The organism is Salinadaptatus halalkaliphilus, from assembly GCF_006543045.1.
GTDB classification, from domain to species: Archaea; Halobacteriota; Halobacteria; order Halobacteriales; family Natrialbaceae; genus Salinadaptatus; species Salinadaptatus halalkaliphilus.
In genome coordinates, this window is the sequence record NZ_RBZW01000067.1 from 18109 (window position 1) to 36381 (window position 18273).

Sequence of the window (18273 nt, forward strand, 5' to 3'; positions counted from 1 at the left end):
GCAGCAAAAGACCTATCGCCACGTCGTCCAACCACTCGAGCATGGAGGACGACGTGACGGTCGATTTCGGCGCGGACGGACTCGTTCCCGCCGTCGCACAGGACGCCGAGACCGGCGAGGTACTCATGCTCGCGTACGTCTCGGCCGAAGCGCTCGAGCGAACCCACGAGACGGGTCGAGCCCACTACTACTCGCGAAGCCGCGACGAACTCTGGGAGAAAGGCAAGACCAGTGGCCACGTCCAGCGCGTCGAGGAGATACGGGTCGACTGTGACGCCGATACGCTGCTGTACGTCGTCGAGCAGGACGGCGGGGCCTGTCACACCGGGCATCGCTCCTGTTTCTACCGGGCGATCGACGGCGTCTCCGTGGGCGACACGAACGGCGACTCGTCGGGCACGATGGTCGATGTCGAGAACGTCGGCGAACAGGTGTTCGATCCCGACGCGGTCTACGAGGCGTAACCACGATGTCCGAACGTCTCCGCCGCCCCGAGACCGAGGAGGAGACGCCCCTCGAGGCCCTCGAGGCGGCTCGCGAACGCTACGCCGAGGCCGAACGCGAGATCGAAACCCACGGCGGCGACGCCGTCGAACACGCCGCCCGCGCCTACCGCAACGCGACGGAGTTGCTCGAGAACTACGTCGACCGGGCCACCGGTACCGGCCGCGACAACTTCAAAGCCTACGTCCAACTCGAGGGCCAGTTCGCCGCGCTCGTCGAGAATCTTCCCGACGACCTGCGCGGACGCGAGGCATTCGAGCAGTCCCTCGAGGCGATCGACAAACGTCGACTCAGCGAGTCCGATTTCGAACGCGCTCACGACGAACTCGAGCCGGCGGCGCGGTATTCGGACCTGCTGGAGGAACGCGAGGCCGCCCGCGGGGCCGTCGACGAGGCCCGAACCGCGGCCGCGAAACGGCTGCGGGAGATCGACGACGAGATCGACGACCGAGAGCGTCTGCTCGAACTCGCCACCGCCGATTTGGACGCTCCAGTCGAACGCCTGCGGGAGCCGATCGAGAGCTACAACGAGGCGATCCGCGAGGCGTTCGCCGACTACCGACTCGAGGCCTCCGCACGCGATATCTTTTCCCTCCTCGATCGCAGTCGCTGGTATCCCTTCGTCGACTACGACCAGCCCCCGTCTGATCTGTGCGAGTACGTCGAGACGAGCCCCGACGGCGAACACACCATCCCCGAGTTGCTCGAGTACGCCGACCAGTCCCGCTCGAAGCTCGCCCACTACGTCGCGGACGCGGACCGGCTCAAGCGACGGGTGGCGACCCAGCAAACCTATCTCGACGGGATCGACGCCGAACCGCTGACGATCGCGTGGCCGCCGGGACCGGCCGGAGAGCTTCGACGGCGAACGCGGGAGTACCGGCCGTTCGTCGAGCGCGTCGGCGACTCCGAGACCGTCTCGCTGCTCCGTGACGTCCGGCGACTGACCTACGACGACGAGTACGATCGGCTCCAGACCGCCGCCCAGGCCGTCGCCCAGCTCTCGCCCACAGAGCGCGACCGGCTGACCGACGGCGACATCGACGACGAACTCGAGGCACTGCGGGCCGAACGGGCCGCCCTCGAGGACGCACTCGAGGTCGACGATCCCGTCTAAACGATCCGTCGAATCGCCCCACACTATCTTACGATGCGGAGTCGAACATCTGTGTGAGAAGTTTCCGTTCGGCTGCGCGGAGATGCTGGGTAAACGTCGCCCGGGAGACGCCGAGCTTCGAGGCTATCTCCGTGGTGTTGTGCTCGCGCGGTCGCTCGAAGTATCCCGCATAGAAGGCGAGCTCGATCGCCTGCAGTTGTTTTTCCGTCATCGAGTCCAGTAGCTCGTCGAGGGTCTGCTCCCGTTCAGGATGGGGCCTCGAGCGGATCGAGCCGACAGTCGCCACCGGATATCGCTCCTGGAGCGCAGCGGTGAGCTCCTGAATGGCCGCGTCGGTCGGACAGACGACGGTCACGGTTACCCGTCCCCGTCGGACGACCGTCTCGAGGACACGTGCTCCGTGTGTGGCGAGGACGCCTTCGGGAGTCGGACGGGAGACGAACAGCTCACACCGACGCTTGGTATCCTCGACCGCGACGGACGTGACCCCCTCGACCATCTCGGCAGCAGCGCGAATCGCCGACGCTGAACCCGAGTCGACGCGGATGATGTAGCACAAGTCGTCCTCGAGCGGGATGGCAGTCAGTATCTCAATCGATGTCCCATCCGGTAGGCACGTGGCGAACGCGCTCAGCGTCGTCCGTTCATCGCCGAACTCGTACTCGACGGCGACCGGTGTCGTCGAGACGAGCGACCGTTTCCACTCGGCCGTCCGCAACGCGTAGCCGATCGTCCGGCCGTACGCCTGGAGCACGCTGACTTCGCGGTCGTCGACTTCGCCGCCGTCGGCAGCGTACACGGTGAGAGCACCGACGACGGTTCCGTCGTGTTCGATCGGGACTGCCACACCCGAAACGTCGTGGGCGTGATCGATTTCGTGCCACTCGGACCGCCTCGTGGCTGTGTCGATGTCCGTCCCGTCTCGAGCGTGGTGGTCGTCCGCCGATTCCCCTCGAGCGGTCGAGCACGTTGGTGGGAGAACGACCGGTTCCCGGCGTTCGAGCACAGCCTGCGCCGGATCGGGCTCTCGAGCCGATCCCTCCGCGCCGAGCACCGCCTCGAGAACGTCGTCGTCACCGGCAATGGACTGGACGAGAAGTTCGTTCGTCCCGTCACGAGTGGCGATCCACGCACAAGCGTAGTCACGCTCGTCGACGAGGTGTTGGCAGAATTTGCGCGTGAGTCCGTCACGGGACGTCGTCGCGGTGACGATCTCGAGCATCGTCTCCTTGCTTCGGCGCTCACGGGCGAGTGCCCGCTCGGTTCGATATGAGCGGACCGTCGCCTCGATCCGACGTGCCAGCACGTCGTCGCGGCCGGCAAGCGATCGTTTCGGGAGGTAGTCGGTGACCTGTCGACCGATGGCGTCGCTGGCTATCCCTTCGCTTCCGGCCCCGGTCACGAGCAAGAACGGGCGCTTCGGATCGATCTCGCGGACCTCGGCTAACAGCTCGAGGCCGGTGCCGTGTTCGAGCTGGTAGTCACAGACCACACAGTCCGGATCGGTCGACGCGAAGCGGTCCGCCGCTGCCGTGAGCGTGGTCGCCGTCGTAACGGAAAACCCCTCGCGCTGGTACTCGAGCACCGTTCCGGTCGAGTCGACCCACGCGTCGTCGTCGTCGACGAGTAACACGTCGATCTCGTCGACATCGTCCCGTCGGTCGCCGAGTGCATCCTGTGGGTCGTCCAATTGATCCTGTCGTTTACCGCACGGGTTCGGGCTCGTTTCGTCACCGCCTGTCATGTTCGCTCGGGGGCAGCGTGTGGCGTTCGTGTTGTGACCGGCGACGAACGAATCCTCCACCAGGGGTGTTCGGTGAGTCTACGACGGTGGATCATTTTTCTGTGTTTTCCGGCCATCATAATAAATACGATACCTTCGCATGGTGGTAGTATCTGTTCGAATTGTCGGTTCCGTACGCGTGACAGTCGTGTCGATGGAAAGTTATAGACAAGTGGCGTGTGTGGGTCAGCCATGGCATGGCAGTGGACCGTGTTTACGCTGCCGCTCGTGCTCACGTTCGGGCTGCTCTGTGTCGTCTACATCTTTCTCTTCGCTCGCTGGCGGCGGGGCGACAGCGTTCCCGGTACCGCCCTCGCGACCGGGCTGGTCGGTTGTATCGGAATAACACTTGGCTGGTACGTCCTCGAACTGTCCGCTGTCCCGCTCGAGACGAAGCTGCTGTTTAACCAACTCCAGTATCTTGGGCTCGCACCGCTGACGGCATGCATGTTGGCTTACGTTCTCGTCTACATCGGCCGGGGTGAGATCCTGACGGCCCGGACATACGCACTGCTGTTTGCCCCGCCACTCGCGACGATTCTCGCGGTATTCACCTACGACCTGCACTGGCAGTTCTGGACCGCCGTCGCCGTCGACGACAGCGGCGCGTACGCGATGGCGGTAAACGACCACGGGCCGGCTTATTTCGCGTTCTTCGCGTACACCGCCGCCTACGCGATCGTGAGCCTCGGACTGTTGGCGCGGAAGGCGATCGATGTCCGTGGCGTCCATCGCTGGCAGATCGGGGCCATGGTCGTGGGTATCCTCGCGCCGCTGACCGGCGGCATCGTCTACGTTCTCGAGGTCGTCCCACCGCAGTATCCGACGCCCACCTACGTCGGGTTCGTCGTGACGGCCGTCGCCTTTTCCTGGCCCGTTTTCCGTCTCGATCTGTTCGGGCTCGTTCCGATCGCACGACGGACGGTGCTCGAGCAGATGGACGACGGCGTCGTCGCCTGCGACGAGAACGGGGTTATCGTCACCGCCAACGAGGGTGCTGGGAGGGTGCTCGGGTCGAGCCAGGCGGCGATGATCGACGCACACGTCGAGGACGTGTTGGCCCCCCTCCTCGATGAGCGGACGCGTTTCGAATTCGAAGCCGAGACCGCGACTACTGGCGAGGCCAAACTCGACGGAATTTCGAGCCCCGAAGCCGCGATCGAGGATGGGGACGGCGAGTGGACCGCGACGGTCGAAGGCCAGGTCATCGACGTTTCGGTCACGCGGCTCAAACAGTCCGGCCAGCCGGTCGGGCGACTCGTCACGCTGACGGACGTCACCGAGCGACACACGCGAGCACAACAGCTCCAACGGCAGAACACGTACTTAGACGAGTTCGCAGAGGTGGTCTCCCACGATATCGCCACGCCGCTCGGCGTCATCGAGAACCGAGCGCAGTTGATCGAGCTGACGAACGACCCCGAGCACGTCGACGATATCTTCGACTCGACCGAGCGCATTCAGCGACTAATGGACGATCTGTTGGAACTGGCTCGCCAGGGTAGAGCGATCGACGAGACCGAACCGATCGCGCTCGACTCGCTCGCAGTGGAGGCCTGGGACGGGATCGAGTCCGGTGGAATCACGTTGACGGCCGACTCCTCGATGCGCGTTCTCGCGAGCCGGGGTCGACTCAGACAGCTGCTCGAGAACCTCCTTCAGAACGTGGTGTCCCACGGTTCGCCCGCCGAAACGGCCGAGTCGGCTCGAGCCTCGTCGGACTCGACGAGTGTCGCGGCTATCAACGGTACGACCCTGACAATCCGCGTCGGTGCGCTCCCCGGCGGCTTTTACCTCGAAGACGACGGCGTCGGGATTCCCGAATCGGACCGACCGCAAGTGTTCGAACAGGGGTTTACCTCGAAGCCTGCGGGGACGGGTCTGGGACTGGCGATCGTCGCCCGAATCGTCGACGCCCACGGATGGGCGATAACGGTTACCGAGAGCGAGGCAGGCGGCGCACGATTCGAGGTGACGGGCGTCGAGATCGACGAATCGGGGGTACGCGGAGCCGGCGAGTGATCGTCGAGACGAGAGAGTACGGTCGGGGAAACCGGACACAGCTGCGAGCGAGACGTGATCGGTGACTCGTCACCGTCCACGTCCGCCTGACGACCCACCACCACCACCACTCGCTGGTATCTCCTTCATGGAAGGGCGGTGTGACAGTTCACGTAACAGATATGAGCGGCGACGTCACGAGCCGAGATGTCCAATCGACAGGGAGGGGTACTGGGGATCGATCAGTCAGTGGCCAGCACAGCGCATCGAGTCGTACTGACGGCGCGGCGTCCCGAGGCGGATTCGGGATCGGCGGCGCGTTCGAACCGACTCGGCCGAAATCGGTTCCCCACCACAATATCGGAGGGCAGCGATGAGGGACAGGCGGACGGCTCTGCGGACAGTCTTCTTCGTGGCCGTGGCGCTGGTCGCGCTCGGCGTCTCCGGCGTTGCGGCTGCGGATGGGCCGGCGGGGATGGACGGGGACGGAACCGAAAGCGAGCCCTACGAGATCACGAACGCGACGCAGCTACAGGCGATGGAGGAGGACCTCGGGGCGCACTACGTGCTCGTTGAGAACGTCGACGCGGACAGAGATGCCTTCGTTCCCATCGGCAATTCGACCTCGCAGTTTACTGGTTCCTTCGACGGACAGGGCCACACTGTGGAACGACTCTTCATCGACGACAGCCGGGATTCCATCCCCAGCGAGGACGTGGGTCTGTTCGGCAACACGTCCGGGGCGACCATCGAGAACGTCGGTATCGAGGACGCAAACATTGTGGGCGAGTCCGGCGTCGGTGCGCTGATCGGCGTCGCAGACGACACAGACGTTTCAAACGTCTACGTCGGAGAGAAAGTGGTGGTCAGCGGCGACACCCGCTTCGGAGGCCTGATCGGGGTTCACGAGGGCTCGGGCACCGTCTCAGATAGTCTGGCTATCTGCGATTTGGGTTGCCGGTTCGACGACCCAGACACGAGCGGGCGTCTCGTCGGTACCGGAAGCGGGACGGTGACGGATTCGTACTACCGGTCCGGTTCCGACGACCACGAGATGATCGGTGAAGGGTACGATGGAGACGCACTGACCGGCTCTGACTCGGTCGAAACGCTCCCCTTCGACTTCGACGACACGTGGATCGCGACCGACTACTATCCGATTCTCCAGGGGAGCGTCGACGACTACTCTCTCGAGGTTACCGACGAGGTCCTCACCGTCGGCGACACCACCAATGTAATCGTCGAATTGCGTCGACCCGTGATCGGGTCACAATCGGCGACCGAACCAGCCTCGATTACGACGAACGAGTACGTCTCGATCGACGGCCAAACGCTGACCGCCGAGCGCGGCGGAACAGGCACCGTGACGGCCTCGGCGTCGGGGTACAGCGACGAGGCGTCCGTGACGATCACCGGGCCGCCGACGTTCGAGATCAGCGAGGCGGTGTTCTCCGACACCGTCGACGCGGGGGAGAACGTGACCGTCTCGGCGACCATCGAGAACGTCGGCACCGAGGCGGGCGAGACCGACGTGGAACTGGCCGTGGCTGACGAGACCGAAACCACCACCGTCGCCCTCGCCGACGGCGAGAGCGAGTCGGTCGAACTCGAGTACGAACTGCCGCCGGACATCGAAACCGGGTCGGTCGACGCGACTCTCTCGACAGCCGACGACAGCCTCGAGCAGTCAGTCGACGTGAACGGCAACGAGACGGTTTCGGGGACGCTCACCGACGGCGCGACCGGCGAGACCCTCTCGGGCGTCGACGTGCTGGTCGACGGGAGCGTCGCGGACACCACCGACGCGAACGGCGAGTACGAACTCGAGGTGCTGAATGCCTCCGCGGTCTCGGTCTCGGCGACGAAGACCGTCGGGGACGAGCACTCACTCGAGATCTCGGCGGCGAACGCGACGACCGTCGACGGCGCGACGACGCTCGACCTGGCGCTGCACCCCGAACTGGCCGGGTCGGGAACCGAGAGCGACCCCTACGAGATTTCCAACGCCCGCGAGTTGCAAGCGATGAACCAGGATCTCTCGGGTCACTACGTGCTCGTGGACGACGTGAACGCGAGCGGGACTGCTGAGTGGAACGACGGGAAGGGGTTCGACCCGGTCGGGACGGCCGACGATGATAGTGGTCCGGATCCAGCGATGTTCTCGGGCTCTCTCGACGGCCGGAACCATTCGATAACGGGACTCTCGATCAACCGCTCGGACGAACCGTTCGTCGGTCTTTTCGGTGCCGCCGATACGACGACGATACGGGATCTCTCGCTCACGAACGTAGATATCCGTGGTGCATCCGAGGAAGACGTAGGAGAGAGTACGGCAACCGGTGGGCTCGTCGGGCTATCCGGAAACCTCACTGTATCTTCAGTCCACGTCTCAGGGGCTATCAAAACGGGATACTCCGCTGGTGGTGTCGTCGGGAGCAATTACGGGGGGTATTACTCAGACGGTCCGATCCTCGACCTCAACGATGTCACGTCGGAAGTTAGCGTCACTACCTCCACCGACGATCTCGGTTCTGCCAGTGGCGGCGTCATCGGATTCTGGGGTGGGCCAGTGACGATTTCGAACTCACGTACATCCGGAGACGTCCTCGCTAGAGGTGATCATGTCGGTGGGTTCGCCGGATGGATCGGTACTACGTGGGACGAAGTGGAACTGTCTACAATATCGAACGTCTCCGCGACGGGGAACGTCACACCATCGGGCAGTGGGTCTATTGGATATGCTGGGGGGCTGGTAGGAACAGTATACAATGCCGCCATCGACAATGCCTCTGTGACCGGTGACGTAAAGTCCGGTGGTGGTGATCGTGCTGGAGGATTAATCGCTCGACCCCAATCAGAAACTCGTATCAATAACTCGTATACGACAGGCGAGGTCACTGGTGCGGATAATGTCGGCGGTCTGGTTGGACATAGCGCGGATGAGATCACTGACTCGTACGCCGCAGGCTCCATTAGTGGGGGAACCGTCGCCGGGATTGCCATCCTCTCGGTCGGAGAGATGGATAATGTCTACTGGAACGAGAGCACAACTGATGATGCAGTCACTTCCGGTGAAGACGCCGGAGCTATTGGCCTCACGCCCGATGAAATGACCGGTCCAGACGCAGTCGACAACATGGACGCTCTGGACTACGACGAGACGTGGCTCGCCGTCGACGACGACTACCCACTGCTCGCGTGGCAGGTCGACAGCTACGACCTCGCGCTCGCGGACGACGAAATCGACGTGGGCGACACCACCGAGGCGACGGTCGACGTCACGCTCGAGGACGGCACGCAGACCAGCGCAACTGAGGCCTCGAGCTACACCACCGAGGGCAACGTCTCCGTCCAGGCGGGGACGGTCACGGGCGAGAGTTACGGCACCGACACCGTGACCGCCACCGGCGGCGGCCACGCTGACGAGGCCTCGATCACCGCCTTCGGTTCGGACTACCGGATCGAGAGCGTCGACGCGCCGGAAATCGTCACTGCCGAGGGGTCCGTCACCGTCGACGCAACGATCGAAAACCGCGGCAACGCGGACGATACGGTCGACGTGATCCTCGCGTTCGACGGTCACGAACTCGCGAGCGAACCGACGACGGTCGCGGCCGGCGGGGAAACGACGGCGACGGTAACCGGAATCATCCCCACGACCGCCGAAACCGGTGCGGGACGAAACCTCACCGTCACTGCGGCCGACGACGAGCTCAACGTATCCGTCGAGGTTCGCACCGCAGAACCCGTCTCGGGGACCGTGACCGACGGCGCGACCGGCGAGCCCGTTTCTGATCTCGAACTCGAGATAGACGGTGACCGCCCAACCGACGAGCCCGTCCTCACGGACGGGAACGGCTCGTACGCCTTCGATGCGGTCAACGGCACGTCGCTCGAGGTCGCTGCAACCGACACCGTCGAGGGAGTCGACCTCGAGACGAACGACTCCGTGGACGTCGACGGCGAGACGTCGCTCGACCTCGAGCTGTGGCCCGCTCTCGCCGGCAACGGCACGGCGGAGCAGCCGTTCGAAATTTCGAACGCCCACGAACTGCAGGCGGTCGATCGGAACCTCTCGGCGCACTACGTGCTCGTCGAGAACGTCAGCGCAAGTGAGACCGTCGAGTGGAACGCCGACGGCGACGATCCGCGGGGCTTCGATCCGATCGGCAGCGACGACGCCTTTGCGGGAACGTTCGACGGAGACGGTCACACCGTTTCCGGACTGTCCGTCGATCGGTCGGACCGAGGCGGGCTGTTCCACGAGATCGACGGGAGCGCCACTGTCGAACGCGTGACGCTCGAGGATGTCGACGTCGAGGGTTCGGTATGGACGGGGGCACTCGCCGGCCAAAACAACGGCGAGATCAGAAACGTCACCGCGACGGGCGATGTCGACGGCGGCGGATCCAATACGGGCGGACTGGTCGGATACAACGACGGCGGACGGATCGTCGACTCGTCGGCGAACGTCTCCGTGACCGGCAGTCATCACACGCCGAATGTTGGCGGACTGGTCGGCCGAAACAGCGGCGACATCGATCGCTCCGCCGCGAGCGGATTGACCATAACCTCGGGCAGTGTCGATGGCAACGTCGGCGGACTGGTCGGGAGGCACGACGCCCTCTCCAGTATCGACGACTCATACGCCACGACGACCGTCAGCGGCAGTCAGGACACGACCGGCGGCCTCGTCGGGCAAAGCAATGGACCGATCACCGGCTCGTTCGCAGCCGGCCCCGTCGACGAGTCCGGGCTCGCAAACCGGGCCGGCGGGCTCGTCGGCGAAAACGGCCACGACCTCGAGCGCAGCTACTGGGAGACCAACGCGACGACCCAATCGGCTGCTTTCGGTGAGGACGGGGCCGACCCTGGCCTCACCGACGTCGCGGGCGTCACGACCGAGAACGCGACCGGCTTGACTGTGGTCACCGAACTCGAGGGCCTCGCGTTTACCGGCCCCTGGCAGGCCACCGAGGGCTATCCGCGACTCGAGTGGGAGCGTGTCGACGCCATCGAGGGCGTGCGAATAACGGGACTCGACGCCCCCGAGACCGTCGAGATCGGCGAGCAACTCACCGTCGAGGCGACCGTGATCAACGTCGACGAGGAGTCTCCCGGTGACCTCACGCTCTCGATCGCCAACGGCGAGGACACCACCGACGCGTCGTCGCTCGAGTCGCTCGCGCCCGGCGAGACCGAGACCGTCGCGTTTTCCTGGGAACCGGAGACGGGGGCGGACGGCACCTACACGATAACGGCCGCAACTGCGGACGACGTGGCGAATCGAACGGTCGACGTCGGCGACATCGGCCTCGCGGAGCCTCGAGAGATCGATACGCCCGGAACGTACGAACTCGAGGACGATATCACGAGCACCGAGACGGTGTTCGAGATCACGGCGGACAACGTGGTCCTCGATGGCATTGGTCACACGGTCACTGGCGGCTCCGAGAACGCCACCGCGGCCGAAGACGAGGCCGGTATTCGGGTTACCGGTGACAACGTCAGCGTTACGAACCTCACCGTTCGAGGGTGGGGAAGCGACGACGATCCGTTCAGTGACGGTGGCTACGGGATCCAGTATGTCGGGACGGACGACGGAACCATCGCCGAGGTTACGGCGACCGAAAACGAATACGGCATCGGGGTTACCGAAGAACAGCCAGGACCGGAGGCCGCCGTCCCGTCGAACACCGTCGTCCACAATACCACCGCGACCGATAACGAGGTCGGTGTGGTGATCCGCGGGGCCGTCGGAAACGAAGCCGACAACACGACCGTTGCTGACAATACCATCGCTACCGCCGAATCGGCCGGAATTCAACTCGGACGGACGACCGATAGCACCATTGCTGGAAACACGGTGACCGAAACCGGATCCCAGGATTCCGGCTCGGCGGTGGGAATCTATGTCGACGACTCGGTCGACGCCGCCCTGGAACACAACACGGTTACGGAGTCTTCCCTAGGGATCCTGGTGGCCGGTTCGGATGGGACCGACCTGGTGAACAATACCGCACGGGACAATTTCGGCGGTGCGATCGGCATTCAGAACGCTCAGCAGACGACCGTCGACTATCTCGACGTTGGCGCGTCGACCGCACCGAACACGACGGTCAGCTTCGAGGGCGAGAACGTGCTCGTCGCGGCGGTCGACGACCCCGACAAGAACCCGAACGCTGCGTCGATCGACCGATACCTGTCCGCCGAGTTCGCGACCGAGGACGGAACGGTTCGCAATCTCACCGTTCGCTACGACGACGACGATATCAGCCAGGTCGAGGAGGAGGATCTCCGTCTCTGGACGAACGCGAGCGGCTCGTGGACCGATCTCGAGAACTCGACGGTCGATCCCGACGCGGCAGTCGTCACCGTCGAGACGATCGACGAAGGCGGTACCGTCGGTGCGTTCGCACCGCTCGACCCCTCCGCGCTCGCAATCGACGCGCTGGCGACGAACTCGCCGGTAGGCGAGGGCGACACGCTTTCTGTCGAAGCAACCGTGACGAACGTCGGCGAACGCGAGGCAGACCGGCCGATAACGCTCGAGATCGACGGCACAGCGGTCGACAGTCGACCCCTGTCGCTCGCGGGCGGTGACACTGACTCGATCGTCCTCGAGTGGGACACCGACGGCGCGGATCCTGGCGAGTACGAGGCCACCGTCGACGTCGACGACGAAACGGCCACCACCACGGCGACCATCGAGGACGTGTCCGAACCGGCCGAATTCACGCTCGGTGTCGACGACGACCACGCCGTCACGGCGGGCGAGACCGCGACGATTACCGCGACCGTCACGAACGAGGGCGACGAAGCGGGAACCCACCCCGTGGTGCTGTCGGACGGCGACGACGTACTCGACGAGACGCTCGTCTCGGTTCAGGGCGGCGGACACGAAACGGTCGATCTCGAGTGGGAGACCGACGAAACCGACATCGGCGAGCACGAGCTGACAGTTTCCGCCGCCGAGGACGCGGTGACGACGGTGGTCTCGGTTGCCGAACCGACCGAACCGGCGGTTGTCGCGGTCGAACTCACCACTGTCACGGACACGGTGGACGCAGGCGACGACATCACCGTCGAGTACACGCTCGAGAACACGGGCACCGAAACGGCCACCCAGGAGATCGACCTACTCGTCGATGGGACGGTCGAAAACAGGTCGACGGTGTCGCTCGAGCCCGGCGAAATGCGGACGGAAACCAGGACCTACACGACGAGCGCGGACGACGCTCCTGCCCTCGTCGTCGCCCTCGAGAGCGCGGACGACAGCGACGACGCGACGGTTTCGGTCGAGACGCCAGCCGTCGATCCCTCGTTCCACGTCGAAATCGTCGACCTCGAGACCGAACTCACGGAAGGCGACGAGGTAGCAGTGACGGCGACCGTGACGAACACGGGCGACGAGGTCGACACGCAGGTCGTCTCGCTCGTCGATACCGGCTTCGCCGAGGAAGTTCGCGACACGGAATCGATTTCGCTCGAGCCCGGCGACTCGAGCGAGACGACACTGCAGTGGCAGACCGACCACGGCGACACGGGATCGGGAACCGTGACGGTCTCGAGCGATACCGAGACCGACGCCGCGTTCGTGACGGTCGATCCCGACCGTGAGGTCGAGGGCGGCCGGGAACTCGAGCACGGTGGCACCTACGATCTCGGCGACGACATCGACGGCGAGAACGCGACAGTCGAGATCACTGGAAACGATATCGTCCTCGATGGAAACGGTAACACTATCGAGGCCAGTGGCTCCGACACCAGCACCATCCGCGTCGACGATATCGAGAACGTCACCGTTCGAAACCTGACCGTCGTCCACGACGTCGACGAGTCGGCGCTCGAGATCGGCACGGCGTCGAACGTCACCGTCGAGGCGCTCACGGTCGGCGACATGAACGCCACGACCGCAAACACGACGCTTTCGTTCGGCGGCGAGCGCGTACGGGTCGGTGCGGCCGAGCTGCCGCCAGACGGCCCCGGTGATCGGGTGTCCCTCGAGCGGTACTTCGAGGCGACCGCCCCCGACGGCGGACAGCTGACCGATGTCGAACTCGGCTACGCGGGCCAAGAGACCGACGAGTTCGACGCAGCGACGATTACTCTCTGGAAGTTCGACGCCGAGACGGAGACCTGGACCGAACTCGAGGACTCGGCCGTGGATACAGCCGCCGGCGTCGTTTCGGTGGCTTCGATCACCGAATTCTCTACCTTCGGCGCGTACGCCCTCGAGGAGTCCGACTCGGATTCGGGTGGGAGAAGCGGTGGCGGCGGTGGCGGTGGCGGCTCCAGTGGTTCCGACGACACTGTGGCCCTCGAACTGTCGGACGTTCAGCTATCCACAGCTGCCCTCGAAGACGGAACGATCGAGCTGACGATTCCCGTAGACGCCGTTACCGGCGACGACCGCGTTACCGACCTCGAACTTCGGATCGGTACCGAGACGGTCGCAACGGCCGCTGACGTTGCACTCGAGAGCGACGAAACGGATGCGATCACGTTCACCGACGTGGATCTCGCCGCCCTCGAGCCCGGCGAGTACGAGTTCGCCGTCGTGGGCGATGCGGACGCCGGCGGTATCCTGACGATCTCGGCGGCCGAGACGCGAACGCTGACGGTGACGGTCGTCGACTCGACGGACGACTCGCCCCTCGAGGGCGCGACCGTCGCGGTCGACGAAACGTCTGTCGTGACCGACGCCGATGGGATCGCGACCGTCGCTGGTCTCGAGGACGGCTCGCATACGGTGACCGGTTCGGCCGACGACTACGAAGATGCCACTACGACGGTCGAACTCGACGGCGAGGACGGCGATGCCTCGCTCGAACTCGAGTCCGAAACGGCGGCTACTACAGACGATAGCACGGCAGCCGACGCCGACGCCGTTGCCGGTTTCGGGCCCGTCGCTGCGCTGGTGGGTGTGATACTTCTGCTGTCGGTTGCACTCAAGCGCCGCTACCGATAGTGGCCCCTCGAACTCGAATCGATCGCCAGACAGTAGCGTCTCGAGCCCGTCTCGGCCGATATGTCACACCAGCTACTCGTGCCGATGGACGACTCCGAGGCCGCACGTGGCGCCCTCGAGTACGCGCTCTCGCGGTTTCCCGACGACGAGATAACGGCGTCCACGTGGTCGACGACCTCGAGGCGTTCGAAGAAGGTCCGCGAGGAGGAGAGCGGAGAGGACCCGCCGATCGCCGTCGAGGCATACCCAATGATACGGTTTACTGTAAGTCGTTTCCGGTGCAACCGCGTCCCGTCTTGCGGTTGCACCGGTAAACCGTTACAGCAATCCGTATGAAAGACGTCGTCGAGGGCCGTTCCCTGGCCGACGAGAGGATCCGGCTGGGACGCCTGTACGTCGTCCTCGTCGTCGGAATCGATCATCTGATCCGCCACCTCTCGAATCCGATCTGTCATCTCTCGATCCGGTGTTTCGAACCGGGAACCACACTCGTGTCAGCGGTGGGCACGATAGCATATCGACCCACCAGAGCCAGCCTGAACGCGTTGCTGCTGGCAGTTCCGTCGCTCCGCGGGACGTCGATCCGGACCGATCACGCCACTCCACGGAACGGATCGTCAAACGTCGTCCTTCGCGTCGGTAAGCGTCTCGAACAGCTCGCGGGCGAGTTCGGTCGCGCGGTCTTCGTCGCGGGCTTCGGCGTAGATCCGGACGAGCGGCTCGGTACCCGAGGGTCGTGCGAGCACCCAGGCGTCGCCGTAGTCCAGTCGATAGCCATCCCGCGTGTTGAGTTCGGCGTCGGCGGCGTGGGCGTGATTGGCCGCCGCGTCGAGCATGGCGTCGCGTTCGGCCGTCGACTCGTAGTCGACGTTGCGCCGAACGTTGGCGTAGCCGTCGTAGGGGGCGACGATCTCGCTGACCGGTCGCTCGGCGACGAGTTCGAGGAATCTGGCGGCTGTAAATGCGCCGTCGCGCGAGAGTCGGTAGCTCGGGAAGAAGATACCGCCGTTGCCCTCGCCGGCGATTGGGACCCGTCGGCCGTCGGCCTCGAGTTCCTCGATCCGGGTAATGATGTTCGTCGAGCCGATCGGCGTCAACTCGAGGGTGGCGTCGACCTCGCTCGCCACGTCGACCAGTCGCTGGGAGACGTTGACCGCCGAGACGGCCGTGTCGCCGGCCTCGAGTTCGGCCGCGGCGAGTGCCGCGAGGGTGGCATCGCCGGAGACGTACTCGCCCGTCTCGTCGAAGAAGATGGCTCGATCGGCGTCGCCGTCGTGGGCGATCCCGACATCGGCGTCGGTCGCCCGGACGAGCCGACCCAGATCCACGAGGTTGTCGGGGACGGGTTCGGGATCGCGACCGGGGAAGTGGCCGTCGGGCTGGCCATTGACGGTGACGACGCGACAGCCCAGTTCCCGGAAGAAATCCGGGCTGGTGAGCGAGCCGGCGCTGTGACCGGGATCGAGTGCGACGGTGAGCTCGGCGTCGGCGATACGCTCGCGGTCGACCGCCGCCAGCAGTGCGTCGATATAGTCTCGGCGGAGTCCCTCGACCGTCCGAACGCAGCCGGTCTCGTCCCACGGGGCGACGCCGAACGATTCCGCGAGCAGGACATCCTCGATTTTCTCGAGGTCGGTGACGGCGAGTTCGACGCCGTCGGCACCGACGAGTTTGATCCCGTTGTACCGCGGCGGATTGTGCGAGGCCGTCACGACGATGACTGGCACACCCTCGCGTTCGGCGTAAAACTGTGCGCCCGGCGTCGGCACGATCCCGAGTCGATCGACATCGGTCCCCGTACTCGCGAGCCCGCTCGCGGCCGCATCGGCCAGCATTCGCCCCGTCGCCCGTGTATCGCGAGCGATCGCCACTCGATCGACCCCCCAGGCCGTTCCCGCCGCTTTCGCGACGCGCAGGACGAACGCCGGGGTCAGCTCCTCGTTGGCGACCCCGCGTGTCCCACTGGATCCGAACACTTCCATCACTGCCTAGTCCGGGCGGCCGCCTCAAAGACATTCCGAAGCGCAGACGGAACGCTTTCGGTTCGGGACGCCCGAGCTATCGCATGGCTACGATCGAGGAAAAACGCGTCTACGGCGACCGCGAAGGGGCGATCGATGCCTACGTCGCGAGCGCGATGGGCGTGGTTCGGGTTCGAGTCGCCGGCGCGACCGTCGGCGAGTTTTCCCTCCAGCACCGGTGTAGCGCTCGAGATATCACGGTGACCGACGTCGGTATCGCGGTCGCTACCGACGAGAACCTGTGCATACTCGAGACCGACGCCGCGACGGACACAGACCGAAACGGCGACGACCCGCCCGTCGTCGACACCGAATTCGGTCCGGCGGTCGCTGTCGGCTCGACCGGTCCCGATCTCGTCGCCGCCGACGCCGATGGTCGAGTCGCACGCCGACGCGACGACGGCAGTTGGGAGTCGCTCGTGCCGGAGCCGATCGACGCCATCAAAGCGATCGACGGCGACCTCGTCGGGACGGACAGCGGCGTCTACCGCATCCACGGCGATACGCTCGACCACGCCGGGTTGACCGACGTCCGCGACGTCGCGGCCGCAGCCGGCGTCCCGCTTGCGGCTACCGTCGACGGCCTGTACAAACTCGGCAACGGTTGGCTGCCTATCCGCGAGGGGAACGTCGACGTCGTGACGGCCGATTTGCAGGCCGATCCCGGCCGGCTGACCCGAGCCCACGCCGTCTCGGGCGAGACGATCTACGAGTACGCCGGCGACGACGAGTGGGAACGCCTCGAGACGCCGCCTGTCGACGGCTCGATCGTCGACGTCGGCTACGGCGAGACGGTCTATGCCGTCACCGACGACGGCACATTCTGTGCGGCGACGCTCGAGGACGGCGTCCGCGGGTGGCGAACACGAGCGCTTGGGATCACCGACGTTCGGGGACTGGCGATCGAGCCGTCCCGAGCGCCCGCGGCGGAGTGAGCGCGAAAACGGAAACGGGTTTACCCCCCGGACAGTGGGGACGCATATGATCGTCAGCGGATCTACGTCGCAGGCCCTCGCCGGGGCGCTCGCTCGCGAACTCGAGGAACCACTCGCAACGACCAGCTACGACCGCTTTCCCGACGGCGAACTGCTCACAGCCGCCCCCGATCTCGACGGGGCCGACCGAGCGGTGATCGTCGCCTCGACGGTCTCGAGCGATGCCCACCTCGAGGTGTTGCAGTTACAGGACGCCGCCCGCGAAGCCGGGGTCGAGGAAGTCGTTACGATCTTGCCGTACATGGGCTATGGCCGACAGGACGAAGCCTTTGAGACGGGCCAGCCGGTCTCTTCGCGGGCGGTCGCTCGCGCCATCTCGACGGGTACGGATCGTGTACTGACCGTCAACCCTCACGAAACGGGTGTCTGTGCGTTCTTCGAGCCGACGGCAACGGCCGTCGACGCGGCCGGTCGGCTGGCCGAACCGCTGCCGGGAGGGCTGACCGACCCAATCTTTCTCTCGCCCGACGCGGGCGCGATCGAGCTGGCTGAAACCGTTCGCGACGCCTACGGGACCGGCGAGACGGACTACTTCGAGAAGACGCGCCACTCGGGCACCGAGGTCGACGTTTCGCCCAGCGACGTCAATGTCACCGACCGCGACGTCGTCGTCTGTGACGACATCGTCGCCACGGGCTCGACAATGAGCGAAGCCGTCGGCGTCCTCACGGACCGCGGTGTCGGCCGGGTATACGTCACCTGCGTCCACCCGCTGCTCGTTCGCAACGCCTACACGAAACTCGCTCGCGCCGGCGTCGAAGCTGTCTTCGGTACCGACACCATCGAGGGCACCTCGAGTGCGGTGTCGGTCGCGCCCGCACTCGAGAGTCACCTGTAGCGTCTGGGTGCTGTCGGGGCGTGAGGTCGATCAGTACTCTTTT

9 protein-coding genes are annotated in these 18273 nt (G+C 65.1%); 6 read left to right on the forward strand and 3 right to left on the reverse strand.

Features of this window, described 5'->3' with window-relative positions; all coding sequences use genetic code 11:
- Window positions 1-41: 41 nt before the first annotated feature.
- Window positions 42-464, forward strand: a complete 423-nt coding sequence (gene hisI / locus D8Y22_RS18960; protein WP_141466244.1) for a phosphoribosyl-AMP cyclohydrolase — start codon at window positions 42-44, stop codon at window positions 462-464.
- Window positions 465-469: 5 nt separating this feature from the next.
- On the forward strand, window positions 470-1621 hold the full coding sequence (locus D8Y22_RS18965) for a DUF7118 family protein (RefSeq protein ID WP_141466245.1): 1152 nt from the start codon (window positions 470-472) through the stop codon (window positions 1619-1621).
- Window positions 1622-1649: 28 nt separating this feature from the next.
- Here the strand turns inward: D8Y22_RS18965 and D8Y22_RS18970 are convergent, their stop codons facing one another.
- Window positions 1650-3311 (reverse strand): helix-turn-helix domain-containing protein, encoded by a 1662-nt coding sequence (locus D8Y22_RS18970; protein ID WP_174811915.1) that lies wholly within the window; start codon window positions 3309-3311, stop codon window positions 1650-1652.
- A 285-nt stretch (window positions 3312-3596) separates the two neighbouring features.
- On the opposite strand from D8Y22_RS18970, the gene D8Y22_RS18975 reads away from it, so the two are divergent.
- Both D8Y22_RS18975 and D8Y22_RS18980 read left to right on the forward strand, forming a co-directional pair.
- Window positions 3597-5426 carry a histidine kinase N-terminal 7TM domain-containing protein gene (locus tag D8Y22_RS18975; protein ID WP_141466247.1) on the forward strand — a complete coding sequence of 610 codons (1830 nt, stop codon included), beginning with the start codon at window positions 3597-3599 and terminating at the stop codon, window positions 5424-5426.
- A 352-nt stretch (window positions 5427-5778) separates the two neighbouring features.
- Entirely contained in the window at window positions 5779-14376 is an 8598-nt protein-coding gene (locus D8Y22_RS18980; protein ID WP_141466248.1) for a CARDB domain-containing protein, read from the forward strand.
- Here D8Y22_RS18980 and D8Y22_RS23435 read toward each other — a convergent pair.
- Window positions 14367-14831: a hypothetical protein gene (locus D8Y22_RS23435; protein WP_217350904.1), complete on the reverse strand. Its 465-nt coding sequence runs from the start codon at window positions 14829-14831 to the stop codon at window positions 14367-14369. The genes D8Y22_RS18980 and D8Y22_RS23435 overlap by 10 nt on opposite strands.
- A gap of 162 nt (window positions 14832-14993) precedes the next feature.
- Window positions 14994-16358: a phosphoglucosamine mutase gene (gene glmM, locus D8Y22_RS18990; RefSeq protein ID WP_141466249.1), complete on the reverse strand. Its 1365-nt coding sequence runs from the start codon at window positions 16356-16358 to the stop codon at window positions 14994-14996.
- Window positions 16359-16441: 83 nt separating this feature from the next.
- On the opposite strand from glmM, the gene D8Y22_RS18995 reads away from it, so the two are divergent.
- Complete coding sequence (locus D8Y22_RS18995) at window positions 16442-17332, forward strand: HVO_0234 family beta-propeller protein (RefSeq protein ID WP_141466250.1); 891 nt, start codon at window positions 16442-16444, stop codon at window positions 17330-17332.
- 46 nt (window positions 17333-17378) lie between these two features.
- Window positions 17379-18230, forward strand: coding sequence for a ribose-phosphate diphosphokinase (gene prs, locus D8Y22_RS19000; RefSeq protein ID WP_141466251.1), 852 nt, complete (start codon window positions 17379-17381; stop codon window positions 18228-18230).
- Window positions 18231-18273: the final 43 nt, after the last annotated feature.

Bases quoted from the DNA above. Each gene is read 5' to 3' on its own strand.
- hisI (WP_141466244.1), top strand. From the start codon at position 42: ATGGAGGACGACGTGACGGTCGATTTCGGCGCGGACGGACTCGTTCCC.
- D8Y22_RS18965 (WP_141466245.1), top strand. From the start codon at position 470: ATGTCCGAACGTCTCCGCCGCCCCGAGACCGAGGAGGAGACGCCCCTC.
- D8Y22_RS18975 (WP_141466247.1), top strand. From the start codon at position 3,597: ATGGCATGGCAGTGGACCGTGTTTACGCTGCCGCTCGTGCTCACGTTC.
- D8Y22_RS18980 (WP_141466248.1), top strand. From the start codon at position 5,779: ATGAGGGACAGGCGGACGGCTCTGCGGACAGTCTTCTTCGTGGCCGTG.
- D8Y22_RS23435 (WP_217350904.1), bottom strand. From the start codon at position 14,831: ATGACAGATCGGATTCGAGAGGTGGCGGATCAGATGATCGATTCCGAC.
- glmM (WP_141466249.1), bottom strand. From the start codon at position 16,358: ATGGAAGTGTTCGGATCCAGTGGGACACGCGGGGTCGCCAACGAGGAG.
- D8Y22_RS18995 (WP_141466250.1), top strand. From the start codon at position 16,442: ATGGCTACGATCGAGGAAAAACGCGTCTACGGCGACCGCGAAGGGGCG.
- prs (WP_141466251.1), top strand. From the start codon at position 17,379: ATGATCGTCAGCGGATCTACGTCGCAGGCCCTCGCCGGGGCGCTCGCT.